Origin of the sequence: Pseudoalteromonas sp. MEBiC 03485, from assembly GCF_004195145.1 — a bacterium.
Lineage (GTDB): Bacteria > Pseudomonadota > Gammaproteobacteria > Enterobacterales > Alteromonadaceae > Pseudoalteromonas > Pseudoalteromonas apostichopi.
Genome location: NZ_SGBT01000002.1, coordinates 131,063 through 156,964, shown reverse-complemented (window position 1 = coordinate 156,964; position 25,902 = coordinate 131,063). Strand labels below are relative to the sequence as shown.

The following is a 25,902-nucleotide window of genomic DNA, read 5'->3' as shown; positions in this document are numbered from 1 at the left end:
GTCATGGTTTTAGCTATAGCCGCTATTATTGCAGGGTTTGCCTTACTCGTATGGAGTGCAGACCGCTTTGTTGAAGGGGCGGCATCTACAGCAGGCCATGCTGGCTTGCCTTCAATTTTAATTGGTATGGTCATTGTTGGTTTTGGGACTTCGGCTCCTGAAATGGTCGTGTCTGCCATGGCGGCAAGTGATGGAAACCCTGACTTGGCTTTAGGTAATGCACTTGGGTCCAACATTGTAAATATCAGCTTAATTCTTGGTGTAACAGCCATCATTGCGCCTATCACTGTTCAGTCTAAAATTGTTAAAAACGAGCTTCCCTTATTATTAGCTGTCGTACTTTTTTTAGGGTATTTGCTGTATGACGGCGCTTTATCAGTGATTGATGCAAGTCTGTTGCTGGGCGGATTAGTCTTGTTCTTAGTATGGTCTGTGTATTCAGGTATGAAATCACCGAGTGATACCCTTAAAACAGAATTTGATACTGAGCTTAAAAGTCACGCCATGTCTTTAGGGAAAGCAATTTTCTGGCTCATCGCGGGTTTAACATTACTCATTATTAGCTCTCGTATACTTGTTTGGGGAGCGGTTGAAATTGCAACTGCGCTGGGTGTCAGTGACCTTATTATCGGCTTAACTATCGTTGCATTAGGGACATCTTTGCCAGAGCTTGCAGCTTCTATTATTGCCGCTAAAAAGGGAGAGCATGACATCGCCATTGGGAATGTTGTGGGGTCGAATATGTTTAACATCCTAGCCGTAATTGGTATCGCCGGTATTATTGAGCCTATACCTCACATTTCTACAGACGTACTTTACAGAGATTGGAGTGTGATGCTTGTACTTTCCGTCATATTATTGGTTATGGCTTACGGTTTTGGCCGACAAGGCAGAATAAATCGTTGGGAAGGTGGTATCTTGCTTGCTTCCTATATTGCTTACAATGGCTACTTAGTTACCAGTATCATTAGATAACATTTATCGCTAAATTGTTTAGAGTAAAGCGCATATTTTATTTATATTAAAAGGGAAATCACCGATGGACACCATCATAAACTTTTTTTCTGAGCATCAATTGCAACTTATAGCAATAGCAAAGAATACGCTGCTGACTATTTTCATTTTTATTGGGGCAAATATTTGTTCAAAATTACTAAAACGTGCCGTACATAAAGGTGTTTACAGACTGAGCAAGCAAGATGAAATCATTACAAAACTGCTTACCACGCTTTCAGGCTATGTGGTTTATTTAATTGCAATTGTGATTATTTTAGATTTATTTGGAGTTAATACGGCAAGCCTTGTTGCACTCGTCGGTGCCGCAGGCTTAGCGATTGGTCTAGCGTTAAAAGATACGCTCAGTAATGTGGCTGCAGGAGTCATGCTACTTTTCCTAAAGCCACTAAAAAAGGCAGAGTTTGTTGAAGTATCAAGCTATACAGGCAGTGTAAAAGATTTAGGGCTATTTACCACAGTCCTTGAAACTGCTGATGGCGTTTTTGTTTCAATTCCAAATAGCACCGTTTGGGCAAATGCGATAAAAAACTTTACTAGAAACGATAAGCGCCGTATGGATATAACAGTAGGTATTTCTTATGGTGACTCAATTGAAGATGGTCTAGCAGCGTTAAAGGAGCTTGTCGATGAAGAATCTCGAATTCTAATGGAGCCAACCCCTCAGTATTTAGTACACACATTAGCAGATAGCTCTGTTAACTTGCAGCTTCGTGCTTGGGTCGCTACACCACATTATTGGGATATATATTGGCAAACACAGCGTAAAATTAAAGATAAAGTGGAGAGCAAAGGAATTACCATCCCATTTCCTCAACGTGATTTACATATAGTTAACAGTGATAAGAAATAGAGAAAAAATGTGCTCAGTTCTAAAAAGTTTTTCTATGATAAAGTGACAGGACTGAGCTTTTGCTTTTAGAGCATTGCTCGCGTTTGATTATTACGAAGTAGAGTTTATTATGCTCAAATATTGGTATAAAAACATTCCAGCACACCACAATAGTCCTGAGCTATTTTGGCGAAGCCGTTTGATCGCCCATTCTTTATTGATATGTACTGTGTACTTCTTTGTACTGACTGTTATCAATATCTTTAAATTCAACAGCTATGAACTCGCTTTGCTTGATGCGGTTGGGCTAACTTTGTCTATTTTACTATATGTTTGGTTCATTAAAAGCTCAAAAATTAAAGCGGTTTCATGGGCTGTGGTGTTATTGATTAACAGTTTAATACTGACATTTATTATCTCAATTAACGGCGCGGCCTATTCATTATTTTGGGCAACATTAATTCCTCCATTTTCATTTTATTTAGTAGGTCGAAATTGGGGAAGTTTACTTAGTGCGTTTGCTTTTGCAGTGTGTGCTTTTATAGTTTATGAACACTCACAGAATCCGGAACCTCTTAAAATTGGCCTTGGCTCTGTTTTTAATATTATTGAAGTTGCCATTGCTCACATTGTCTTATTTCGTTTCTATGAAAAAACTCGGTTTGCTGCTTATGATACGTTGGCTGAGAAAAATCAGCTTATTAAAAAACTCGCTGAAACCGATAAACTCACGGGATTGTTTAATCGAGAAAAACTAGATAGAACGCTTTCCAGTTTACTAAAAAGCTCGAATTTTGGTTTCATACTACTAGACATTGATTATTTTAAAGAAATAAACGATACCTATGGTCACTTGGAAGGCGATAAAGCGCTTGTCATTGTTTCAAATAAATTAAAGTCAGTATCTCCAAGTAAAGCGCTATGTGCTCGTTGGGGTGGCGAAGAGTTTGTAATCATCATTGAAGGGGCAACCTTAGATGAAACAAAAGAGGTTGCAACGACCATTATTACAGATATAAATGGTATTTATTTTCACGAAAAAAGATTGTCAGTCAGCTGTGGAGTGACGATTAATCACAGTGATGATAATACGCTAACAGTAATTGAACGTGCTGATTTAGCTCTATATCGTGCAAAGAAAAATGGCAGAAATCGAGTTGAATATAATGAATGAAACTTGGATTAATTTTGTGGTCATTACGTTCATTAATGACCACATTTTGAATGTTTAAAGTTATCTTGCAGAGTGCTTCAATGACGACACAATGAATTGACACTTTTCTTGCTCAATACTTAGAGGGTGATTATTCATTAATTTAGAAATATCATAAGGTAAAAGGAAACTTCTACCACCATCTTTATCTAGCTCACCATAATCAATGTCCGTTTCTTTATAAAAGTCCTTGCTATGTGCCACTTCATTTCGGAGTTTTATTAAGTTAATCAAAGTCTGATAAATTTTACTTTCATTGTCTGTAATGAGCTTACCAGATGATAAAAGGAACCCTAATACATCTAACTTTTTACTTAAGTTCATTGAAAGAAACGCTGTTGCATGTCTTTTGTGATCAGCTTTAGGGAAATGACGAAAAGCCCATGAGATGATGCCTTCATTAAGCAAGCTTTCCAATGAAGCGGCAGCAACTAAGATAAAGGAGTATTTATTTGAATTGAAGAATGCATCATCATCTTCAGTGTGTGCCGGCAGATATTCTGCTGATTCAATTAGTCCTCTAGAGGAAGTAAATACAAAATGCATTTCCAAAATTCTGATGCCTCGTTGCTTTATAGCGCCCCGCACTGCAATGGCTTGTTATGTTTCAACTCGTTGAGTTTTGCTTTTGGCAAATTCTAAGGTCTTTATTAGTAACGTAAAGCCTGAGGCCATTAATAAGCCACCTACAATGAAATAAAATAATACAGGATTTTCATTAAGTTTAACGCTAAATCCAAATGCTGAAAATTGCATTTCGAAAATACTGAACAGGCTATAAATAAAAACTATAACGGATAAAATAAAAAGTAGTTTATTTCCAAATCTATAACTCATAAGTCAACTTTTCCCTTTGAAACATGACATGTCTATAGCGAGCGAATCGCGCGTTTTTCTAACACAGTGTCGCTCGCTTTTCTGAATGACTCATTTGTAACAAACTTCTTAACTAATTGCCATTAAGACTAAAATGCAGTAGTTCTAGCTTTTGTCTCAGGACAAAAAAGAGCGATTGGGTCGCTTTCCTGACTATGCAAGCAATATACTTTGACGAAATAGAAAAGCAATTTTGAATGGCCGAAGTTCGCTCTTTTGAGTAATTCGCCTAAACACGTCTTGGGGCGTGCGACGTGAAGTCGTATGAAGCGCTGTTCACCGCTTAATGAGTGAACCATCTGTATCACCAGATGATCCTAGGAGCCTGAATAAAGTAGCGGCTCTGACAATGTAACGAAGGTTGGTATGCGCCAATCGGGATCTTAATCGTGAGAGGACGATCCTCCTGATAACCACAAATCGGGTGAGTGCTAGGCAGTCAGTATGATGAACATAAGTGAATCCGCGTAAGGTGCGTTATACGATGAAACAGCGGAAGTGGTTAATACGCTGTAGCCAAAAGGCACGAGAGTCGGAAAGAGATTGCCCCATGCTCTTTCGTGATCACTGAACTCTCCGCACTATAGCGGGCATCTAACCTGACATTGCGCAACATACGGAACACGGTAAGCCTGTATCACTCCCTTTGGGAAAGCTTATATAGCCGATAGTGATGCAGGTAGAGGATGTTGGAGAAAGCAAAGGCTGGATTGTAATGATGCAGATACAGACGTCTGTCTGGCACGAAAGTGAGCTGACTTCCGACTGGTCTTCCGTTGCAAGAGAATTTGAAGAACTTTATTCAAGGAGAAACGCAAATGATGATTTCAAAAGAGATTAGTGCCTCCCCTGACAGTGCTCAATGGCAATCCATAAATTGGAAAACTGTTGAGTCGCACGTTTTAAAGCTTCAGATGCGTATTGCAAAAGCAACAAGAGAAGGTAAACACAGCAAAGCGAAAGCGTTGCAGTGGATACTGACTCACTCGCATTCGGCAAAACTTCTTGCTGTTAAGCGAGTATCACAAAACAAAGGCAGTAAAACGCCCGGAATAGACGGCGTCATCTGGAATACGGATACGCGCCGCATGAAAGCAGTCAATCAATTGAGCAGAAAGGCTTATCAAGCCAAACCGCTCAAGCGTATCTACATCCCTAAGAAAAACGGCAAGCTCAGACCTTTGGGTATCCCGTGCATGGTCGATAGAGCGCTACAAGCGCTTCACCTTCTTGCACTAGAGCCTGTGTCAGAAACACTTGCTGACCCAAATAGCTACGGATTTCGGCGCAATAGAAGCACTGCTGATGCTATTGCTCAGTGTTTTCTCTGTTTGAGTAAAAAGCAATCCGCGCAATGGGTTCTTGAGGGAGATATCAAAGCCTGTTTCGACAAGATTGGGCATCAATGGCTTATGAATAATATAGCTGTAGATAAACGAATGTTGGAACAATGGTTAAAGTCTGGTTTTATGGACAAAGGGCTGTTCTATCGCACTGACGAGGGAACACCACAAGGCGGGATCATATCTCCAACCTTGATGCTGATGACTCTTGCAGGTCTTGAGCAACGCATTAAGTCCACCGCACTTAAAAATGGGGCGAGAGCCAACTTTATAGGATACGCCGATGATTTCGTAGTCACATGCACTTCAAAGGACGTGCTGGAGAACGATATCAAACCGTTGATTGCTGACTTCTTAGCACATAGAGGCTTAACGCTCTCCGAAGAGAAAACGCACATTACCCACATTAGCCGTGGTTTTGACTTCCTAGGCTTTAACCATAGGAAGTACAAAGGAAAACTGCTCATTAAACCGAGCAAATCTAACACGTTAATATTTCTGAGTAACTTGCGCGAACTCATTAAAAAGCACGCAACTACCCCCGTTAACGATCTAATCAAGTTGATAAATCCGAAACTCAGGGGTTGGTCGAATTACTATCGCCATTGCGTTGCCAAACAAGTATTCGGATATGTGAGCCACAAACTATTTCTAGCGTTATGGCATTGGGCTAAAAGGCGTCATCCAACAAAATCAAAAACTTGGATCGCCATGAAGTACTTTATCAACCGTCGAGGCCAATGGCAATTTCACGGTTGGCAGAAGAGCATGAACATGAACATGAACATGAACATGGATTGTCAGTTTAATCTATTTCAAATAGCTAAGGTGCCAATAGAGAGACATGTGAAAATCAGGAGTGAAGCTACGCCTTTTGATCCTTTATACCAAGAATACTTGGCAAAGAGAAAAGCAAAGAGGCAATGCCGCAACTCTTGGAATGAGCCTAATCTCGCTGCTTTATAAGTTGCTGGGTACCAATTAGGTGCCTTCGTGAAGGCTTGAGCCGTATGCAGTGAAAGTTGCACGTACGGTTCTTAGGAGGGCGACACTTGGTAACAGGTGTCGTCTATCCGACAGCAGTGAGTTACGGATGAAGCTCTGACTTTGTACAGAGCTGTCATTCATTTCCAACTCATTTGATCCAAAAATGTGTTGCTAAAAAGAACTCAAAACACAACAAAAAAGCGCCTAGGGCGCTTTTTTAAAATCAACTAACTTAATTTAGTGTGGGCTGCACATCTAAGCCATAGCCAAACATTACAGCTAATACTAATACAACTGATGCTGCGACCATTAGTTTAATCAGCAGTGGTAAACAGAATCTAAACCAATGGCCGTAAGGCACACCTGCCATCCCTAAAATGCCCATTAGTACAGCATTGGTCGGAATGATCATATTTGAAAAGCCATCACCAAATTGATAAGCAAGCACGGCAACTTGTCTTGGGACACCCACTAAATCACCAAGTGGGGCCATCAATGGCATAGTGACATAAGCTTGTCCTGAACCTGATGGAATAAAGGTATTAAGTAAGGTTTGAATAACTAACATGCCTATTGCTGATATTTCAGCTGATACATAAGAAAGCGGTAACGACATACCATGTACAAGGCTATGCAGGATTTGACCGTCTTCTAAAATAAGTGCGATACCGCGTGCAACACCGATTAAAACTGCGGTGGTAACAAGATCAGACACGCCCTCTATAAATTTGTTTGCTGCTTCATCAGCAGATAATTTGCCTAAAATGGCTACAACGACACCCCAAGCGATAAAAACACCGCCTAGCTCGTATAAGTACCAGCCTTTAGTTGCTATACCCCATACTGCAATTGCAAGGGTAATGATAAAACTTCCTAAAATAAGTTTATGGCGCAGGGCAAGTGCTGGGTAACTTGTTGCTGTTTGATTTTCCAGTGGGCAAGGCACGCCAATCATCATTGATTTAGACGGATCATTCGCTACCTTTTTTGTGTATTGCCAAACATGATGAAAACCAATGAGCACAAATGGAATAAATATAGCTAAACGAAACCACAAGCCTGAGTAAACTGGAATACCTGCAATTTGCTGTGCGATTAATACGGTAAATGGGTTAAATGCCGATACACCATAACCAATACCATAACCCGCGACTATCATACCTACGGCAGTCATTGCGTCTAGGCGCATTGCTTTACACAGCGCAACGAGAATAATAACAAAAGGAATATATTCACCGGCGGTACCGATACTGCTTGATGCCAAAGCAAAGCAAAATACCACCATAAAGATTAATCGCTGCGGCTTTTTACCGTGTCGCTCTAAAAGCCTACCAATGAGTGCATCAACAGTGCCTGTGGCACGTGCAACAGCTAATACGCCGCCAACGATTAAGACAAAGAAAATAACATCTTGAGCAGCAGCAAATGCACGAGGTATGGCTTGTAATAAATCCCATGGGGTTAAGTAATGGCGTTCAGCAACCGTTTGATAGGTACCCGCAACGACCATTTCGCGGCCAGATTCACTCAGTGTGGTGCTGAAAAAACCTTGTGGTACTAACCATGTAGCAATAAGCGCAACAACCATCATGCCAAGCAGCAGTATCAAGGTATGTGGAACTTTAAAACGTAAACCCATTTATTCTCCGTAATTATGTTAGGTTAAATTGTTAAAATCATAACATGATAAAAGCTGATAGATTGTCTCAAAAATATATACACTGTTAAAAAATGTAATAATTTAGACACAAAAAAAGGCCAGATAGCTGACCTTTTAATAGTTATTTAGATTTTATTTAGCTAGGCCAAATGGGTCGTCAATGCTATGAGCTGGCTCGGTAAACCAACGCGGGCCTTCGTCTGTCATATAAAAATGATCTTCTAAGCGAATACCAAACTCATCGGGTATAACAAGCATCGGTTCGTTACTAAAACACATGCCTGTTGCGAGTGGGGTAGGGTTTCCACCGACAAGGTATGGCCATTCATGAATATCCAAACCAATGCCATGGCCAGTTCTGTGTGGGCAACCTGGTGTTTGATATTCTGGCCCCATGCCATTTTCGGCTAAGTACTGTCTTGCAGCATCATCTACTTTGCCACATGGCTCACCAATTTTTGCTGCAGCAAAAGCGGCTAGTTGGGCATTTTTCTCGTGTTGCCAAAACATACGTTGACGTTCGGTTGCTTCACCAAATACATAAGTACGGGTAATGTCAGAGAGGTAATCATGTACTTTACAGCCAGTATCAATCAGTACCACATCACCTTTTTTAAGGGTTTGTGGGTTTTTAACGCCATGCGGGAAAGACGACGCAACACCAAATAGCACAATACAAAAATAGTTACCCGGTGCACCGACTTTTTGGTGGGCTTTTTTAATAAAGGCTTCTACTTCAGTAGTGGTGATACCTTCATAAAGCATGCTCGCCGTTGCTTTGTGTACTTCTAAAGTCATGTCCATAGCACGTTGCATCAAGGCAAGTTCGCTGGCTGATTTATGCATGCGGCAGTGAGCTGTTACGCACTGTGCGTTAACAATATTATAATTACCATTAGCTTTATTAATGCCGTCGTAGATGAAAAACTGTGCGCTTTCATCAATACCAAGGGTGCCATTTTTGCTAATACCCATTTCTGACAGTACTTCAACACATAGTTGGTATGGGTTTTCGTGCTCTTGCCAGCCTCGAATTGGGCCATCAATCACCATAAAGTCGTTTAAGCTGCCGATTTCAAAAAACGGTGCGATATATTGCACATCACCTTTAGCAGGTAAAATAGCACCAACTAAACGCTCACTTGCGTACCAACGCATACCAGTAAAATAAGCAAGGTTAGTGCCTGCATTTAAATATATTGCATCAATGTTATTTGCTTGCATATACGCTTGTGCTTTTGCGATACGCGCATGAAATTCGTCATTTTGAATAGGGGTTAAATCTGTTGTCATATCTGACAAAGAGTCAAGCGCCTGCTCTGGCGTTTGTGTGCCAATACCGTATGTTGTCATTGTGTACTCCTTGGTTTTTTGTGCATTGTGGCTTGAGTAAACACCTGATGCAAATTCACTGCGACTAATCGCATAATATTCGTATTTATGTACATAACTGTTAGCATGCGCAAAAAATAAGGAGCGACAATGCAAGTTAATTACTTAAAAAGACAAGCTGAATTTAAAGCCTTACTAGAACAACAAGGTTACAGCGCCATGTTAGTACTAGGTCATGAAAATATTCGTTACTTAAGTGGTTTTAGTGGTAATGCTGCTTATGCATTAATTACTCAAAATGCGTGTGTGCTGATAACAGATTATCGTTACCATCAACGTGCAATTGCAGAAACAACAGGATTTGAGGTTGTTTGTAGAGACAGAGAAAACGAAACTCTTGGTCATTGTATTAACAGGCACCTTAAACCAAACAGCCATGTCGCATTTGATGCAAGTTATGTCACAGTTGCGATTTGGCAAGGTGTTGCAGATGAGCTTAATGGTCACACTCTAACAGCCATAAACGGTCTAATAGAAAAGCTAAGACGCGTTAAAGATAGCTGGGAAGTTGCGCAAATTAAAGCTGCTGCAGCTATTGCTGATGAAGCCTTAGCACAAACGCTGCCTTATTTTAAACCAGGTATGACTGAACGAGACCTTGCCTTAGAGCTTGAATATAGAATGCAAAAGCTAGGTTCAGAAGGAATGTCGTTTGCCACCATCATGCTGTTTGCAGAACGCTCAGCCTTGCCGCATGGTAATCCATCAAATCAGGTTTTAAAGCAAGGAGACTTTGTAACACTTGATTTTGGTGCCGTTGTAAATGGTTATCGCTCTGATATGACTCGTAGCTACATTATTGGCGAAGCATCAGAAAAACAAACCCGTATTTATAATACTGTTCTTAAGGCACAAAATGCGGCACTTGAAATGGTTAAACCAGGTGTTAATTGTTTAGATTTAAATACCATATCAAACAAGGTGATTGCTGAGGCGGGCTTTGGTGAATACGCGGGTAAAGGCCTTGGCCATGGTTTAGGGCTATTTTTACATGAAGTGCCATTTATCAACACACTCACAGATTACAACCTTGAAGTAGGTAATGTGATCACCATTGAACCTGGCATTTATATACCAGGCTATGGTGGTGTGCGACTTGAAGATGACATAGTTGTCACCGAGTCTGGCTTTGAGGTGTTAACCCATGCGCCTAAGCCATTCATAATCTAATGCTTAAATTTTGCGATTACTTTTTAGCATAAGCTAAGCGGGCTAAACGTTCAGTTACATGGTAACTATCAAGCCCGCTAACTGCGACTGTATCAATGGCTTCAATATCGACAAAACCGTCTTCTTGCAAACAAGCCTCATCTAAGTAGATATCAGTGATTTCTCCAATAATAAGCTCAGTGCCATTAATGGCAAGGTGGTGGTGTTCTTTGAGCTCAAGAGCATACTTAAGCTTGCTCTCTTTAACAAAAGGTGCTGTGAAGTTATTTAGGTATTCAGTGCAGAGCCCTGTAGCATCAAATTCAGATTCGTCTTTGTCGTAGCGTGCAGATGTTTGATGTGCTTTATCATAGATATCTTTGTTCACATGGTTAATCGTGTACTGCTTAGTGGCTAATAAGTTCTCTAGGGTATGGCGAGGCACTGAATGAGGCCTAATGATCATACCCACTAAGGGGGGATGTGCCCCAAGATGAAATACTGAACTTACAATCGCTAAATTAGTTTGGCCATTATTATCTTGTGTGCCAACTAAGTTGGCACTTTTAAATCCCGACAAACTATTAATTAAGTGGGCGCGGTAGCGGTTTTCTAAATCAGCAATAGCTTGTTTTGTAAAATGCATAATTGTCCTGTTACCAGTCTATGGGTTTTCCTTGCCAGTCAAAGTAGGCTGGGCTGGGTGATTGTTGTAAATAGTCAGCATCACTTATCAATGAATACAATTGCTCGGCTACAAACTCAGGGGTAAATAGCTTCCCTTCGGGCACATTTGCCTGAAAAGGTTTTGATAATGGCGTATCAGTAGTTCCTGGGTGAAATAACACGCAGTGGCATTTTTTATAGCGTCTGTTAAGTTCAATCGCTGCAGATTTAAATAACATGTTTAGTGCCGCCTTAGATGCCCGATAGCTATACCAACCGCCTAACTTGTTATCACTAATGCTGCCAACACGTGCACTCAGTGCACATACAACCGTTGCTACATGCGGCTTTAAAAGCGTTGAAAATAAAGTCACGCAGCGAATCGGCAGTAGGGCGTTTGTATGCATGCTATTTATAAAGTGCTGCTCAGATATTTGCTCAAGTTTACGTTCAGGCGCGTTATCTAGATCATGCAGCAGGCCGTTAAATATCATCAATTGTGCTAAATCATATTGGTTACTAGTTAATTCTACGGCAATTCCTCTTAGGCTTTGCTCTGAGTAATCAGTTATAAAATGCTGGTGGCTGATCTCATTGTTTGATATTTCATCAAAAGGCGCCTTAAATTCACTTCGACTGATGGTTACGATATGACCGCTTCTGATTTGTTTTCTTAGAGTAGTGAAATAGGCTTTAGCGATTTCACTGCTTGTGCCACACAATATATAGAGTTGCATTTATGACCCGTAATAAAAATATTCGAAAATTTTTTTCGCTCAAACTATCACCAATTAATAAAGTGTTAGTAACCTTGGTTGTCTTTTGCCAAAACTAAAACACATAAAATAGGTTGATAAATAATTGACCATACAAAAATGAAAGATGCCTTAATTCACAGGCATTTTATCATTTTAATTGGTAAGTCCATTTTACCAATTGCCCATATTGTAAAGTACAGTATCTGACTAGGCGGCGTATTTATTACACTTTTATGTTTACAGATTGGTTATTCTTTTTTACGAGTATGTTAGAAAATTCGATCTATTAAATTAACGCTGACAATGATATTAATAAAAGGGATCAGTATTTAGCAGCGTTCGTGCTTGGTTAAATACTGTGCAGTAAGTACTTTCAACTTAGTTAAAGAAAGGAGTATGAGAATGAGTGAACAATACGCTGCACTTCGCGGTAATGTTAGTATGCTTGGACAAATGCTGGGTCAAACCATTAAAGATGCACAAGGACAAGCCATTTTAGATAAGGTAGAAGAGATTCGCGCTTTATCTAAATCGTCACGTAGTGGTAACGAAGCCGACAGACAAGCGCTTATCGAAGTACTACACGCTCTCACAGATGAAGAACTATTACCGGTTGCACGCTCATTTAATCATTTTTTGAATCTTGCTAATGTTGCAGAACAATTTCATACCGTTTCGCGCTTTAATGATGTTGGTTTTTGCCAACTAAACCCTCTCACTCAAACATTAAAAGCGTTAGCAACTGCATCAAAGCAAGGTCAAGTGGACCCTAATCACTTGGCACAAACACTCTCAAAACTCCACATCAATTTAGTACTCACGGCTCACCCAACCGAGGTGACACGCCGTACAATGATCAATAAACACGTTGAATTAAGTGATTGTCTTGCCTCTTTAGAGCGTAAAGACAATTTACCAAGTGAACGTGCAGATTTATTAAATCGCATTGCCCAACTTATTAGCCAAGCTTGGCATACCGACGATATTCGTCGTTCGCGCCCAACGCCAATCGATGAAGCTAAATGGGGTTTTGCAGTTATTGAGAATAGCTTATGGCATGCCGTTCCACGTTTTCTACGCGAGTTTGGTGAAGACGTAAAAGCAGAGCTTGATCTTGAATTACCGATTGATTTCAGCCCAATTGAATTTACTTCATGGATGGGTGGTGACCGTGATGGTAACCCGTTTGTTACCGCTGAAGTCACTCACCAAGTGTTAGACCATGGCCGTTGGATGGCACTTGATTTGTATTCGCGTGACATTGAGACGCTAAGTAATGAGTTATCTATGTCTGATGCAAGCGATGAATTAGTTGAGCTTGCAGGGCAAGACTTTGAACCTTACCGTGCGGTACTTAAAAAATTAAAGAATCAAATTGCCGAAACCGTGACGCATTTGGGCGCTAAAATTAAGAAAAAGCGCACTGACTCTGAAGATTTAATTACCGATATTGCGCAAATTAAGCACCCTATTGAAGTGTGTTATCGCTCGCTAATTAAAACCAACATGAAAGTGGTGGCAGACGGTTTGCTACTTGATGTACTGCGCCGCATTAACAGCTTTGGTTTGCGCCTTGCAAAACTTGATGTGCGTCAGGACTCGTCACGTCATGGTGATGTTTTCTCAGAGCTAACACGTTATTTAGGTTTAGGAGATTACCATCAATGGCAAGAAGAAGATAAACAAGCATTCTTACTTGCGGAGCTGAACTCTCGTAGACCACTAATACCTAAACATTGGCAGCCAAGCCCTGAAGTACAAGAAGTACTTGATACGTTTGATGTGATAGCAGCGCAAGACGCACAAACATTTGGCTTGTACATCATTTCCATGGCACGCACTGCATCCGATGTCTTAGCAGTACAATTGTTATTGAAAGAAAGTGGTTGCAAGTTTAACTTGCCGGTTGCACCGTTATTTGAAACCTTAGATGACTTAAATAATGGTAAAGAGGTTATTGAATGTTTACTTGATAACACTTGGTACCGTGGTCATATTCAAAATCAGCAAAATGTCATGATCGGCTACTCAGACTCAGCAAAAGATGCAGGCATGATGGCTGCTGGTTGGGCACAATATGAAGCAATGGATAAACTCGTTCAATTAGCCGAAGAGCGCGGTATTGAGCTTATCTTATTCCACGGCCGTGGTGGTACTGTTGGTCGTGGTGGCGCTCCAGCTGCACAGGCGCTTCGTTCTCAGCCTCCTGGTTCATTAAAAGGTGGCCTGCGTGTAACAGAGCAAGGTGAAATGATCCGCTTTAAGTTTGGTTTGCCTGCTGTCGCACTACAAAGCTTAAATATTTATGCCGGTGCGGTACTTGAGAGTAACTTATTGCCGCCGCCAGAGCCTAAGAGCGAATGGCGTGATGTTATGGATCTTATTAGTGCAGACTCATGCGAGCATTACCGTCAAGTTGTGCGTCATGATGAAAACTTTGTTCCTTACTTTAGAATGGCAACGCCAGAACAAGAGCTCTCAAAATTACCTTTGGGCTCTCGCCCGGCTAAGCGTAACCCGAATGGGGGTGTAGAAAGCCTTCGTGCTATTCCATGGATCTTTGCATGGAGCCAAAATCGTTTAATGCTGCCTGCTTGGTTAGGTGCATTAACAGGCCTTAAAGCTGCTTTAGATAAATATGGCATCGAAACACTTCACGAAATGAGCTTAAAATGGCCATTCTTCCGTGCTCGTTTAGAGATGCTAGAGATGGTATTTAGTAAAGCCGATACATGGTTAAGTGCTCATTATGATGATGCACTTGTTACTGAGCAATATAAGCCATTAGGTGTGAAGTTACGTCAGGAATTGAGCGAGGCTATTGAGCTTGTTCAATCGCTTAGCCCACAAAAGAGCTTACTTGCAGACCAGCCTTGGATCAAAGAGTCAATCGCGCTTCGTAACCCTTACACAGATCCACTTAACTTATTACAAGTTGAGTTACTGCGTCGTTCACGTGAAGCTGATGAAAACTCTGCAACTGATATTGATAATGCCTTGATGATCACGATGACAGGTATTGCAGCAGGTATGCGTAATACCGGTTAATAGCCAGTGTCATCTACTAATTGAGCATCGATTGGTAGGCTAATAACAAATCGTGCGCCGTGTTTACATGACTCGGCGCCGATTTTGCCTCTTAGGTTGTATTTAACCGCGTTAAATACCACGTTTAAACCAAGCCCTAAGTGATTACCCCCTAGATTAGTGGTGTAAAAAGGGGTAAATATTTCATGTAGAATTTCATCACTGATTCCCACACCGTTATCTTGATAGATAATTTCAACCACATGCGTAAACGCTTTGACTGAAACTTCGACCACTCCCTTACCCGAATTAACAAAGCCATGCTCACAGGAATTAATAACTAAGGTTTTTAATACATCACTTAAAATAGTTGGATAAGATGTAATAGTTGCTTCATCGCCATGAATTTTAAAATCAATTTGTTTACCAAGATGTTTGCTCAAAGGACATAAACGATGGTTAAGAAAGCTTGAAAGCTGTATTTTGCTCATCGGTTTATCTAGGTGTATAGACACATTAAGCGCTTTAAACTCTTCTACAATTCCGGCAAGTCGATTAATACTGTTGATCACAAGGTCTTTAGCACTATTGGTATCGGTAATAAATTTATGAAAATGCTTGCTAGACAGCTCTCGGGCTTTAAATTTTTCTTCTAAACCTTCCATGTAATCATCTATTAATGAACTTGCTGTAACTATGGTGCCTATAGGGGTATTAAGTTGATGCGCCATACCGGATACTAGTGCTGTTAAAGACGCTATTTTTTCTATTTCAATAAGATGATTTTGAGTATCTTTTAACTGTTTTAATGCTTTAGCTAATTTTTGTTTTTGTTTGTCGATACTATTAATTGCGATAAAAGAGCCAAATAAAATAATTACTAAACATATACTTACAACAATAGTGAGATCTTTAAATGCATTGGCTTTCGTCGCTTTTATTTGTTCAGCACGAGTCAATTCAGAAATTCTTACCTCTTTTGCGGCTACATCAGCTTCCGCTAATGCTTTAGCTAGGTTCACTTTTGCTTGTCTGGTTAAAATAGCTTCATTAATGTACGAATATTGTTTATAAGCGCTTAGTGCATTTGCATAAATTTTTTGTTGTTCGTAAAGCTCTGCAGTTAATTTTGCAATCGATAATAGGACTTCAAAATTAGTATGGCTAACAGCTTGTATGTTAACGGATGCTAGTGTATCGAGCGCTTTCTCAGTATGGCCTTGTGCTTCATACGTTTCTGCTAAGCATAAAATGATATTAAGTTGCTCATTTTCAAGCTTTTTATTTTCAATAAGAGTCGAAGCCTCGTTTAGTACCTTTTCTGAGTCTTCTAAAAAACCTTGAAAACGTAATATTTTGGCTTTTATAACTAGGCTTGAAGCAAGGTGAGTGGTGTAGTTATGTTGGTTTTGTAACCCTATAGCTTCATTGATAACCTTGAGTGCGTCTGAATACTGTTTTAATCCAATTAAAGCAAGCGCTAAGTTATTACTAGCAAATGATTCGTTCAGAGTTTGATTTTTACTGCGGGCATAATCTCGATAGTATGTGAACGAGTCAGCAGCTTCTTTGTAACGGTTTAAACGTAGCTTTACCAAAGCGATATTATTTTCGGTTTGATAAACTAAACGTTCATCTCGAGATTGTGCAAATGGCATGGCATCGCGATAGTAAGCTAAGGCTTCTTCATATAGACCTAAGCGTGCATAAATCCCCCCGGAAATATTGAAATAGCCATACATGAGGTCTTTTTCATCAGACTGAGAAACCATATTCATGTACTTAACAATGGTTTCCATGGCTTGTTCTAGCTCGTCTGTCTCTAATAAGAACCAAGCTTTATAATTAGTAGCAATAATCTTTTGTTCTAATGTTAGCTCGGTAGTTTCTATGAGGGCATTGACAAACTTTAGGCCTTCTTGTGGTGAGCTTGCATAGCTTTGCCTTATTGAAAGTCTGAGTTCATTAAACTCTTTGTTAGGCATTGCATTAATTGTTGTTGAATATGATAAAATCAATAGTATAAAGCTAATGAGCAAAACCAAACGCGCTTTCATGGCACACCAATCCATTTTAAAAATGAGTACATAAAGCACTCACTCCTTTTACTGTCTTAATAACGCTTTACATTATAAATTTTAACTAAATACAGGTTTATCTGAAATTGCTTATTTGTTTAGAGGAAATCTCTTACATGTTTATAAAGTAAATAGGGTGTGAACTCGAATGGCAGATTTTCAGATTAAAACTAATCCTAAAATATGAAATATGCAACTGGTCATACCTATTTTATTGCTAGGTATTGACTGGAAGGGCGATATCAATAAAATAGCCCAGCTTTTTAGATCAGCTACCGTTGATCCAAAAACAACTCCCACACTTTTTTAGAGTAACTTATGCCAAACGTGTCTACTTGCATCACTTATGATGCATCGACGTCACTCGTGATGATGACGTTAAGAGGGACTGCTAGTGCACAGGATGTGATTAATTTTTACCAAATTGCCCAACAATACTCGGTATTATATGGGTCAGAAAAAATACTCGTTGACGTGTCTGAATTGACTCACAACTTCGCACCTGCTGATTTATTCACCATCATGCCGGAAGTGGCAAACTCTTTGAAAGAAGCTGTAGTGGCTATTGTGGTAAGTTTTGATGGATTTATGCACGATTTATTTATGCAAAAAGCAAAGCGCTATAACTTACAGGCTGAAAACTTTGAATGTTTTAACAAAGCTAAAAACTGGTTAGTGCATCAATAAATGCTGAGCTTAGCTATTGGAAATATATTTGTATATCTGGGCTTACAAATACCGCTAATTTTTAGCTTTTTTTGTGCTAATAATCGGGATGTTTAACGCCAAAACCTAGCAATTCAATACGTAACCTTTTAAACTGTTTAGCCAATTAATAATTATAATTTGTTATGACAGCAACTAGGATAGATGCAAGCAAACTAGCTCAAAAATCTGAGCCGTTTAGCTTCAATGAACAACAAAAAAACTCTCTTTTTGCCCAGCTTAAAAAGCAGCGTGGCATCTTATCTCAATCAGATATTTCTTCTCTTTGTCAGCAGTTCGAAGTTAGCCAACTTGAGTTACAAAAAGCCTGTGTACCCGTCGCAAGTTTATTTTCTGTCGCACCTATTTCTAAATTTTATGTGGGTGCTGTTGCAGTTGGGTTAAACAAACAAGGCGAAACAAACTTTTATTTTGGTGCTAATGTCGAGTTTTCTCATCAAGCATTAAGTTTGGTAGTACATGCTGAGCAATCAGCGATTAATAATGCGTGGCTTAACGGCGCGCAAGCAGTTCAAAAAATTGCTATCAGTGATGCACCTTGTGGTTATTGCCGTCAATTTATGAATGAATTGAGCACCGCAGACTCACTTGAGATTTTATTGCCAGAACGGGACTTTAACCTACATGAGTTGTTACCACATTCATTTGGTCCAAAAGATTTAGGTAATGAAGAATGCTTGTTTTCACATAAACAAAGAGATAAGCAATTTGCAGAAACGAGTATTAACGATGAAAAACTAGTTCAGTTGGCGCTTAATGCATACGTACCATATACAGGTAACTTTAGTGCTGTTAGATTAAGTACATATACAGAAGGTGACTTTTACGGAAGCTATGCTGAAAATGCAGCTTATAGTCCAAGCCTTTCTCCGCTACAAAGTGCGTTGAGTCAGTTTTATCTTGCGGGTTTAACTTTTGATGATAAAACGGTTAAGTCAATAACCTTGCTAGAAACACAAGGCGCAGAAAATCAGTATGAGGTGGCTAAAAGTGTGCTGGCAAGTTTTGAAAACCCACCAGCATTTGAACACTGTGTTGCTAAACTAGTTAACGATTAGTTTAGCAATAGTTTTGCAGCTTCAATGACGACGGCGACTGATTTTTTCTCAATCTCGCCGTGGTCAACATTAGGAATTTCTTGTTTAGTACGATTTACTAATACACCTGCAACACACGCTGCACGCAAGCCAAGTGCTGCACACATAGTAAATAGTGTTGCTGATTCCATTTCATAATTCATCACGCCTAGTTTTTGCCATTCTTCACAGCTGCCTTGGAATGAACGAGGAACATAGCCAGAATAGGTATCGTAACGTTCTTGTCCTGGATAGAAGGTGTCACTAGATGCTGTAATACCAATATGGAAGCTAATCCCTAACTTATCACACGCATTTACCATAGCTTGAGTAGCAAAAAAGTCAGACACTGCAGGATAGCTTAGCGGTGCGAAATGCTGGCTTGCGCCGTCTAAACGAACTGAGGCTTGGCTAATTAAAATGTCGCCTTCATTAATGTGTGGCTGAATAGCACCGGTCGTGCCAATTCGCAAAAAGGTATCTATACCTAGCTGGGCAAGTTCTTCAACAGCGATTGATGTAGATGGTCCGCCAATACCGGTTGAACAAACTACAACGCTATGGCCGTTTAGCTCACCTCGGTATACATGAAATTCACGGGTCTTCGCTAAGCATTCTGGGTTATCGAGAAGTGTTGAAATGCGTGCTGAGCGGTCAGGATCGCCTGGGACAATCGCAAGGGTTGCGCCGTTTAAGTCCTGACGAGTAAGCCCTAAGTGAAATACCTTTTCCATTATTAAACCTTATTTTTGTCTAAAGCGTAATACTTTAATCATATGTGTTTAAAGTACAGGACAGATGTCCTATTAGATTACGAATGTTGCAAGAATTGCACAGATAACCTAAACCTAAAGAAGTAACGATAAAAGAGGATATATTATGCCTGCTTCATCTTCTATGAGTAAACACCATGAGTTTGCACGCTGTTTAGAAAGCTCGAAAATTTCAATCGGTGCGCCTTTTCATTGGTTGGCACTCGCATTTAAAGATATCGCTAATGCTCCCATACTAAGTCTAGTATACGGATTAGTATTTACCTTGATACCTGCGACTATCATGTATTTTGTTTATCAGTTTGATACACACTTGGTTATTTTACCTGCCGTAGTTGGCTTTGCACTAATAGGCCCTGCATTTGCCGCTGGTCTTTATGATGTTGCTTGGGAGCTTGAAAAAGGTCACAAGCCCACTTTGATGCACAGTCTTAAATCGATGTTCAGAAACCCTGCAGGTGAATGGGGATTTGCCGTGTTGTTAATGGTGATTATGATTGTATGGATGCGTTTAGCAGCTCTTATTCATGCATTGTACCCGAACGTTGTTAACCCGACTTTTGAGCAGTTATCTGCATTCTTAACGCTCGGCAGTATTGTCGGCGGTATCTTGCTGGTGACTGTATTCGCTATTTCTGCATTTACCCCGCAAATTATGATGGAGCGCCGTGTTGATATTATGACTGCGGTAATTTCTTCTATGAACGCGGTTAAAACAAATTTTGGTGCCATGGTTGTTTGGGCTGGGTTAATTCTGTGCTTAGTGTTTGTAGGCTTTATTACTGGCACTGCTGGTTTTATTGTCATTATGCCTTTATTGAGCTACGCCAGCTGGCATGCGTATATTGCCGTTATCAAAACCAAGAAGCCAAGAGGCTATGAATAATGAGTATTCACTTCGCTTGAATATAAATCTATAGCGGCAATCGAGTAGGTTGCCGCAAAATTTGACTTTCTTTTCGCGCATGTTATACCTGCCCAAATACAGCGCTCTTATTTAACTAGAGCAGTTTAAATTCTTCTGCATTAAAATTATAACCTTTTAATTTCAGAGAGTTATAAGTTTGGTTGGGCAAGTATTTGTTTAGCCTCAAAAATCTAAACGATACACAAACCTGATTGCGTAACTTTTTTTATTACGCATGAATATGCAGATAATGATCAGCGGAGTAGAGATGAGTAACACACAAAAAGCATTCCATGAAAAACTAAGTCAGTGTCTTTGTCCTCCTGGCGATGGCGTATTTACAGTCAATACAGCAAAAGAACGTAAAGATGCGCTGCGTACTAAATTATACGGCCAAACAGACAATGTTGATGTGCTTTGGAAAGAGTCACTTGAAACACTGACTGACTCTGAACACAAAGCCGTTATTTTAGGAATTAGCTCTGACTGTGGCGGTGGTATCTTACGTGGTGCTAATTGGGGACCATTGTTTTTGCGCTCTACTTTGATTGATCAACAACCTCAAGCTCGCGCTTTTGATTTGGGTGATGTACGTGTAATCCCGCATTTATTACATGATAAATACCTTAACGATGCGACTATCACAAACTGCCAAAAAGCGTTATATGCAGATGAAAACAGTGAATACCATGTATCACCTTTGTCTATCACCGAAGATGTTTGTGATGGCTTTTATGCAAACTATCCTGATAAGGGTATTTTTGGTATCGGTGGCGACCATTCAATTAGCTACCCGCTGACTAAAGCTTACTTAAAAGCAAAACGTGATGCAGGTAAACGCACCGCAATCATTCACTTTGATGCTCATACTGACTTATTAGTTGAACGTTTAGGTATCGATTTATGTTTTGGTTCATGGTGTACACATATCCTTGAGTATTTACCGGCGCCGCGTAATTTAATTCAATTTGGTATTCGCTCTAGTGGTAAGCCTAAGCAACATTGGGAAGACACTTTTGGTGTTAAACAACATTGGGCCCACGAAATCATCGAACGTGGTGCTAAAGCAGTTGCTGAAGAGGTAATTGCACAACTTAAGGCTGATAATGTAGATGAGCTTTATGTAAGCTTTGATATTGATGCACTTGATGAAAGTTTTGCTTCAGCGACAGGGACACCAGAAGCAGGTGGCTTAACACCACAACATGCTTTAGATATTCTAGTTGCGTTGGCTGACGAGTTCCCAATTACTGGTGCTGACATGATGGAAATTGCGCCATTCACAGACAGCTCATTAATCGGTCAAACAAGTTCTGAAACAACACTTAGAGAAGGTGCTAAAATCTCAGCATTTTTGATTAATGCAATAAATAAGTAATTGACTCTAGGGCGGAAACACCCCGTTTCCGCTCATTCCTTTTTACTAAATAATATTTCAATATCCGCAACTTCGAGCTATATTATTATAAAAAATAATTATAATTTATTTGGTATCGCTCATTATGCGCACAATTCTAACCCTGTCATTGCTGCTATTTCTGCAACCTTGTTTTGCAGCAATTACAGTGGTGACCGAAAATTTCCCTAATTTTCAATACCTAAATGAAAACGGCGTATTAACTGGAACTGTGGTTGATCAAGTTAAATCAGGTCTAGAAAAAAGTGGATTGGATTATGAGCTTTCTGTAAACACTTGGTCAATTTCGTATAACGCAGCATTACGTGACAGCAATACCTGTATCTTTTCTATGGCAAGGCTTCCTTCACGTGAAGACAAATTTACTTGGATAGCCCGCATTGGTGGTTTTTCGGCGTCATTTTATTCTTTTAAATCTGAACAAGTAAAAATAGCTAATATTGATGAAGCTAAAAAATACCGAATTGCAGTTTTAAAAAATAACTATTCACACATATACTTAAAAGAGAATGGCTTTGATGAGCGCAATCAGCTGATCTTACTTGATAGTTTTGACAACATTTATGATGTGCTTAAAAGCAGACGCTCAAGTATAGATTTAGTCATCCTCAGCGATGAACAGTTTAAATATGAACGTGATGGCGATAATACGCTTGAAGATTTAAAACCGATATTAAAACTGCCCGTCGGAACACCTCAGTTATACTTCGCTTGCAATAAAAACATCAACCCTGTGACTCTTGAAAAATTAAACAAAGGCTTTGCTGCTAACGATTAAAAATAGCACTTGTTGAATGCTACAAAGTGGCTATAATCAGCTGCTTTTTGTCCATTCTCGCCAAACTCTAGCTAGCCTAAACGAGCAAAAAGTTGTTTGCATTCAACACTCTGAATGCGCTTAATTATTAGGAGCTACAATGAGTGATTTACTCATTATTATGATTTTAATTTTGATCAGTGCATTGTTTGCAATGAGCGAAATAGCGATTGCTGCATCTCGTAAGATCAAATTACGAGTTATGGTGGACGAAGGAAATAAAAAAGCCCAAGCAGTGCTTAGCTTACAAGAGCAACCTGGAGCATTTTTTGCGATGATACAAATAGCCTTAAATGCGATTGCGATTTTGGGGGGGATTGTTGGTGAGCAAGCATTATCTCCTTATATCGAACAAGTTTTAGGAATGATTTATCAAGGTCCGTTACTGAGCCAAGTTAGCTTTTTGATTTCGTTTTTTAGTATTACTTCTTTGTTTATCTTATTCGCTGACTTGTTACCAAAACGCTTAGCGATGATTATGCCTGAGGCGGTTGCTGTTAATGTGGTATCTATTATGCGCTGGGTTACTTTTGCGCTAACACCCTTTGTTGTTTTCTTTAATGGTATTACTAATTTGGTTTTGCGCGCGTTTAAAGTGCCTGCAGAGAGAGAAGATATCGTTACCACAGAAGACATCGTCGCGATGATGGATGCAGGGGCTGAGTACGGCAGCTTGCAGCAACAAGAATATGAGTTAATTGGCAATGTATTTGATTTAGAAGCCCGCTTTTTATCGAGTGTGATGACGCCTCGTGATCAAATTGTGTTTTTTGATGTCAAAGCAGATGCTCAAGAAGTAGCAACCAAAATAATTGAGCACCCTCATAATCACTTTTTAGTGTGTGATGGCAGTTTAGATAAATTAATTGGTTCGGTTGAATCAAAAGATATTTTGCGCAAAGTACTAAAAGGACAAACTGCCGAAATAGATAATGAATTGATAAGCCGCGACATTTTCTACCTGCCAGAAACATTGAGTCTTTCAGAAGCGTTAAATACCTTTAAAAAAGCGGCAGAGCCGTTTGCCGTTGTGGTTAATGAATATGCGCTAATGGTCGGTATTGTCACTGTTAAAGATTTAATGAAAGGGTTCATGGGCGATTTAATTAGCCATCAAGGTGAAGAGTTAATTATTCAACGTGATAATTCATCCTGGTTAGTTGATGGTTTAACCCCAGTGGTAGAGCTTGCTAAGGTACTTGAAATTGAAGAGTTCCCAGAACAGTCTCATTACGAAACAGTCGCAGGATTTTTGATCTACACCATGAAACGCCTGCCAAAGCGTGCAGAGTTTATAAACTTTGCTGGCTATAAGTTTGAGGTTGTCGATGTTGAAGGGGTGAAAGTTGAGCAACTATTAGTATCTAGAATCACTAGCAATGAAGGCGCATAATGCGCCTCTATCTTTCATTTTCAGCAATCTAAAAAGTCGGTATACTTTTGTTAATTTTATACAGCTAAATACCGATACATGCGCATTTTTAAAAAATTATCCTTATTTTCTCGCAGTGCATTACTTGCAGGTACTGCGTTACTTCCGTCATTATGTTTTGCTGAGCCTGCAAATCAAACCTTAGTTATGGTTGGTAGTGACCTAGAAATCTGTTCAAGTAGCAAACCAAAGAATTGCTCAACAAAAGAAAGCATAATCGGTAAGCAAGAGAATGTTTTTAGCGTAACAAAACAATCAATTAAAAAAATTGACCAATTTTGGCCTAACAACAATACAAAGCACCGAGACCATGTTGTTGCTGTATTAAATAAATTAACACATAAAGAGTTCCAAAAAGTCAGTAAAGCAACTTTGTTATGGGCTTGGCGAGATCTTGATAATCAGGTGCTATCGTCTCTATCTGAAAGTGAATTTAATTACGTATTTGATATATTAGAAGTTGTTATTCTTAATAAACAAAACCAAAGAATTACAGAGCGAGTGTATAAAGACTTAACTACAGAAACCTCTACTACAGATATTTTAGATTTTGTTGCTGCTTCATTAAAAACAACCACCAAATCACCAACAATTTTGGCTGTTACAGCCTCTAGCCGAGATCCATATGAATCAGCTGACTTTTATGAAGGGCTATTAAACTTTAAGGGAGTAGAATCAAGCTGGTTACCTCTAACCCCCGCCTTAGCAAAAGCGATTACGAGTAAGCAATGTGAAAGTTTGGATTCTTTACGCACTGACTCTATGGGTGTTTTTAATCGTGAGACAATTTACCCTGATCGAATTAAGGCCGAAAAAGCGCTTTGTGATAAAGGGGTAGATCATTTAGTTAAACTGATTGAAAACGCGACGGGGATGATGTTTAACGGTGGCGATCAGAGTTTAACCAGAAAAGTACTGTTTGATGATAACGGTAAGCAATATCCTTGGACTCACGCAATTTTACAAAGACCATTACTTGTTGGCACAAGTGCAGGCACTGCTGTGCAAAGTGGTGGTAAAAATGAATATGGTTCAGTGCCGATGATTTCAAATGGTACAAGTTTAGCGGCAATGAGAGAAGGCTCGTTTGCTGTTTCACCTCCAAGTGAGCGCTGTGAAAATGAGTGCAGTAATAAGCTTTCGTCTGATAGCCTAACTTATGAAAAACAAGGTGGGCTAGGTAGCTTTACGTACGGTGTTCTTGATACACACTTTAGCGAGCGCAACAGAACAATGCGTTTAGCTAGATTATTGGCAGATACAGGGCAAAAACATGGCTTTGGGGTTGATGAAACTACAGCGCTTGTATCAATACGAGCTGGTGGAACTTCCTTAATGACAGTGATTGGTAAAAGCGGTGTTGTGCATGTTCAATCAGACGCTAAAAATAGCGGAGCTATTAGTTATTGGCCTGTAGGTACGGTTATTGATGTAACAAAGGATGGCTTTAACTTAGCTAAACGAACTGTTGATAATGCACTCCCAAGTATTAAAATTCCGCCACTGCCGATGCAGCGTTTCGGCACCATATTTTCAGATGCTAAATTACGCTCGCTTGTACAAGCTATGTGTTTAACACAAGAGCAACAAGCAGTAGCACAGCATGATGAGTTTTTATTGGATTTAAATGCTACTGAAAACACTCATTATTACCGTGTAAACACAAGTAGTACAGGCTGTGCGGTAGAAAACCTAGCCTTTAAAGTTAAGACCTTTTAACAGTATAAGATACTGAAAAAGTAGTGGATTATTTGTTCAT

20 protein-coding genes are annotated in these 25,902 nt (G+C 39.7%); 13 read left to right on the top strand and 7 right to left on the bottom strand.

The annotated features are described in order from the left end of the window. The first annotated feature begins 3 nt into the window (after positions 1-3). From EVU92_RS17550 to EVU92_RS17540, 3 genes are all read left to right on the top strand, one after another. Entirely contained in the window at positions 4-975 is a 972-nt protein-coding gene (locus EVU92_RS17550; RefSeq protein ID WP_130052459.1) for a calcium/sodium antiporter, read from the top strand. Positions 976-1,039: 64 nt separating this feature from the next. Further along, positions 1,040-1,867 (top strand): mechanosensitive ion channel family protein, encoded by an 828-nt coding sequence (locus tag EVU92_RS17545; protein ID WP_130052458.1) that lies wholly within the window; start codon positions 1,040-1,042, stop codon positions 1,865-1,867. Between the two features lie 109 nt (positions 1,868-1,976). Continuing rightward, a complete protein-coding gene (locus EVU92_RS17540; RefSeq protein WP_130052457.1) occupies positions 1,977-3,020 on the top strand; it encodes a GGDEF domain-containing protein in 1,044 nt (347 codons plus the stop codon). Positions 3,021-3,080: 60 nt separating this feature from the next. Here the strand turns inward: EVU92_RS17540 and EVU92_RS17535 are convergent, their stop codons facing one another. Beyond that, complete coding sequence (locus EVU92_RS17535) at positions 3,081-3,611, bottom strand: hypothetical protein (protein WP_130052456.1); 531 nt, start codon at positions 3,609-3,611, stop codon at positions 3,081-3,083. A 1,142-nt stretch (positions 3,612-4,753) separates the two neighbouring features. Here EVU92_RS17535 and ltrA point away from each other — a divergent pair. After that, on the top strand, positions 4,754-6,244 hold the full coding sequence (ltrA, locus tag EVU92_RS17530) for a group II intron reverse transcriptase/maturase (RefSeq protein WP_130050855.1): 1,491 nt from the start codon (positions 4,754-4,756) through the stop codon (positions 6,242-6,244). A gap of 253 nt (positions 6,245-6,497) precedes the next feature. Here ltrA and EVU92_RS17520 read toward each other — a convergent pair whose 3' ends face one another. Next, the gene (locus tag EVU92_RS17520) at positions 6,498-7,904 is read right to left on the bottom strand and encodes a TIGR00366 family protein (RefSeq protein ID WP_130052455.1); all 1,407 of its coding nucleotides are present in this window, start codon (positions 7,902-7,904) and stop codon (positions 6,498-6,500) included. 153 nt (positions 7,905-8,057) lie between these two features. Continuing rightward, positions 8,058-9,278 carry a Xaa-Pro peptidase family protein gene (locus tag EVU92_RS17515; protein ID WP_130052454.1) on the bottom strand — a complete coding sequence of 407 codons (1,221 nt, stop codon included), beginning with the start codon at positions 9,276-9,278 and terminating at the stop codon, positions 8,058-8,060. Positions 9,279-9,407: 129 nt separating this feature from the next. On the opposite strand from EVU92_RS17515, the gene EVU92_RS17510 reads away from it, so the two are divergent. After that, entirely contained in the window at positions 9,408-10,487 is a 1,080-nt protein-coding gene (locus EVU92_RS17510; RefSeq protein ID WP_130052453.1) for a Xaa-Pro peptidase family protein, read from the top strand. A gap of 16 nt (positions 10,488-10,503) precedes the next feature. On the opposite strand, the gene EVU92_RS17505 is transcribed toward EVU92_RS17510, so the two are convergent. Together EVU92_RS17505 and EVU92_RS17500 are read right to left on the bottom strand one after the other, a co-directional pair. Continuing rightward, on the bottom strand, positions 10,504-11,112 hold the full coding sequence (locus EVU92_RS17505) for a flavin reductase (protein WP_130052452.1): 609 nt from the start codon (positions 11,110-11,112) through the stop codon (positions 10,504-10,506). Positions 11,113-11,122: 10 nt separating this feature from the next. Next, positions 11,123-11,869 carry an SDR family NAD(P)-dependent oxidoreductase gene (locus EVU92_RS17500; protein ID WP_130052451.1) on the bottom strand — a complete coding sequence of 249 codons (747 nt, stop codon included), beginning with the start codon at positions 11,867-11,869 and terminating at the stop codon, positions 11,123-11,125. A gap of 423 nt (positions 11,870-12,292) precedes the next feature. Between EVU92_RS17500 and ppc the strand changes: the two genes are divergently transcribed. Beyond that, on the top strand, positions 12,293-14,938 hold the full coding sequence (gene ppc, locus EVU92_RS17495; RefSeq protein WP_130052450.1) for a phosphoenolpyruvate carboxylase: 2,646 nt from the start codon (positions 12,293-12,295) through the stop codon (positions 14,936-14,938). Here ppc and EVU92_RS17490 read toward each other — a convergent pair. Continuing rightward, on the bottom strand, positions 14,935-16,974 hold the full coding sequence (locus tag EVU92_RS17490; protein ID WP_168990037.1) for a tetratricopeptide repeat-containing sensor histidine kinase: 2,040 nt from the start codon (positions 16,972-16,974) through the stop codon (positions 14,935-14,937). The two genes, ppc and EVU92_RS17490, sit on opposite strands and share 4 nt — an antisense overlap. 339 nt (positions 16,975-17,313) lie before the next feature. On the opposite strand from EVU92_RS17490, the gene EVU92_RS17485 reads away from it, so the two are divergent. Beyond that, positions 17,314-17,682 (top strand): hypothetical protein, encoded by a 369-nt coding sequence (locus tag EVU92_RS17485; protein ID WP_130052448.1) that lies wholly within the window; start codon positions 17,314-17,316, stop codon positions 17,680-17,682. A 164-nt stretch (positions 17,683-17,846) separates the two neighbouring features. Continuing rightward, on the top strand, positions 17,847-18,779 hold the full coding sequence (gene cdd, locus EVU92_RS17480; protein ID WP_130052447.1) for a cytidine deaminase: 933 nt from the start codon (positions 17,847-17,849) through the stop codon (positions 18,777-18,779). On the opposite strand, the gene udp is transcribed toward cdd, so the two are convergent. Further along, the gene (gene udp, locus EVU92_RS17475) at positions 18,776-19,531 is read right to left on the bottom strand and encodes a uridine phosphorylase (RefSeq protein ID WP_130052446.1); all 756 of its coding nucleotides are present in this window, start codon (positions 19,529-19,531) and stop codon (positions 18,776-18,778) included. The genes cdd and udp overlap by 4 nt on opposite strands. Positions 19,532-19,676: 145 nt before the next feature. Between udp and EVU92_RS17470 the strand changes: the two genes are divergently transcribed. The 5 genes from EVU92_RS17470 (at position 19,677) to EVU92_RS17450 (ending at position 25,862) form a co-directional block, all read left to right on the top strand. Beyond that, positions 19,677-20,456 (top strand): DUF2189 domain-containing protein, encoded by a 780-nt coding sequence (locus tag EVU92_RS17470; protein ID WP_130052445.1) that lies wholly within the window; start codon positions 19,677-19,679, stop codon positions 20,454-20,456. A gap of 289 nt (positions 20,457-20,745) precedes the next feature. Continuing rightward, on the top strand, positions 20,746-21,855 hold the full coding sequence (locus EVU92_RS17465; protein WP_130052444.1) for an arginase family protein: 1,110 nt from the start codon (positions 20,746-20,748) through the stop codon (positions 21,853-21,855). A 124-nt stretch (positions 21,856-21,979) separates the two neighbouring features. Then, positions 21,980-22,672: a transporter substrate-binding domain-containing protein gene (locus tag EVU92_RS17460; RefSeq protein ID WP_130052443.1), complete on the top strand. Its 693-nt coding sequence runs from the start codon at positions 21,980-21,982 to the stop codon at positions 22,670-22,672. Positions 22,673-22,811: 139 nt separating this feature from the next. Further along, positions 22,812-24,104, top strand: a complete 1,293-nt coding sequence (locus tag EVU92_RS17455) for a hemolysin family protein (RefSeq protein ID WP_130052442.1) — start codon at positions 22,812-22,814, stop codon at positions 24,102-24,104. A 78-nt stretch (positions 24,105-24,182) separates the two neighbouring features. Continuing rightward, on the top strand, positions 24,183-25,862 hold the full coding sequence (locus tag EVU92_RS17450) for a cyanophycinase (protein ID WP_130052441.1): 1,680 nt from the start codon (positions 24,183-24,185) through the stop codon (positions 25,860-25,862). The last annotated feature ends 40 nt before the right edge of the window (positions 25,863-25,902 follow it).

Bases quoted from the DNA above. Each gene is read 5' to 3' on its own strand.
- EVU92_RS17550 (WP_130052459.1), top strand. From the start codon at position 4: ATGGTTTTAGCTATAGCCGCTATTATTGCAGGGTTTGCCTTACTCGTA.
- EVU92_RS17545 (WP_130052458.1), top strand. From the start codon at position 1,040: ATGGACACCATCATAAACTTTTTTTCTGAGCATCAATTGCAACTTATA.
- EVU92_RS17540 (WP_130052457.1), top strand. From the start codon at position 1,977: ATGCTCAAATATTGGTATAAAAACATTCCAGCACACCACAATAGTCCT.
- ltrA (WP_130050855.1), top strand. From the start codon at position 4,754: ATGATGATTTCAAAAGAGATTAGTGCCTCCCCTGACAGTGCTCAATGG.
- EVU92_RS17520 (WP_130052455.1), bottom strand. From the start codon at position 7,904: ATGGGTTTACGTTTTAAAGTTCCACATACCTTGATACTGCTGCTTGGC.
- EVU92_RS17515 (WP_130052454.1), bottom strand. From the start codon at position 9,278: ATGACAACATACGGTATTGGCACACAAACGCCAGAGCAGGCGCTTGAC.
- EVU92_RS17510 (WP_130052453.1), top strand. From the start codon at position 9,408: ATGCAAGTTAATTACTTAAAAAGACAAGCTGAATTTAAAGCCTTACTA.
- EVU92_RS17505 (WP_130052452.1), bottom strand. From the start codon at position 11,112: ATGCATTTTACAAAACAAGCTATTGCTGATTTAGAAAACCGCTACCGC.
- EVU92_RS17500 (WP_130052451.1), bottom strand. From the start codon at position 11,869: ATGCAACTCTATATATTGTGTGGCACAAGCAGTGAAATCGCTAAAGCC.
- ppc (WP_130052450.1), top strand. From the start codon at position 12,293: ATGAGTGAACAATACGCTGCACTTCGCGGTAATGTTAGTATGCTTGGA.
- EVU92_RS17490 (WP_168990037.1), bottom strand. From the start codon at position 16,974: ATGAAAGCGCGTTTGGTTTTGCTCATTAGCTTTATACTATTGATTTTA.
- EVU92_RS17485 (WP_130052448.1), top strand. From the start codon at position 17,314: ATGCCAAACGTGTCTACTTGCATCACTTATGATGCATCGACGTCACTC.
- cdd (WP_130052447.1), top strand. From the start codon at position 17,847: ATGACAGCAACTAGGATAGATGCAAGCAAACTAGCTCAAAAATCTGAG.
- udp (WP_130052446.1), bottom strand. From the start codon at position 19,531: ATGGAAAAGGTATTTCACTTAGGGCTTACTCGTCAGGACTTAAACGGC.
- EVU92_RS17470 (WP_130052445.1), top strand. From the start codon at position 19,677: ATGCCTGCTTCATCTTCTATGAGTAAACACCATGAGTTTGCACGCTGT.
- EVU92_RS17465 (WP_130052444.1), top strand. From the start codon at position 20,746: ATGAGTAACACACAAAAAGCATTCCATGAAAAACTAAGTCAGTGTCTT.
- EVU92_RS17460 (WP_130052443.1), top strand. From the start codon at position 21,980: ATGCGCACAATTCTAACCCTGTCATTGCTGCTATTTCTGCAACCTTGT.
- EVU92_RS17455 (WP_130052442.1), top strand. From the start codon at position 22,812: ATGAGTGATTTACTCATTATTATGATTTTAATTTTGATCAGTGCATTG.
- EVU92_RS17450 (WP_130052441.1), top strand. From the start codon at position 24,183: ATGCGCATTTTTAAAAAATTATCCTTATTTTCTCGCAGTGCATTACTT.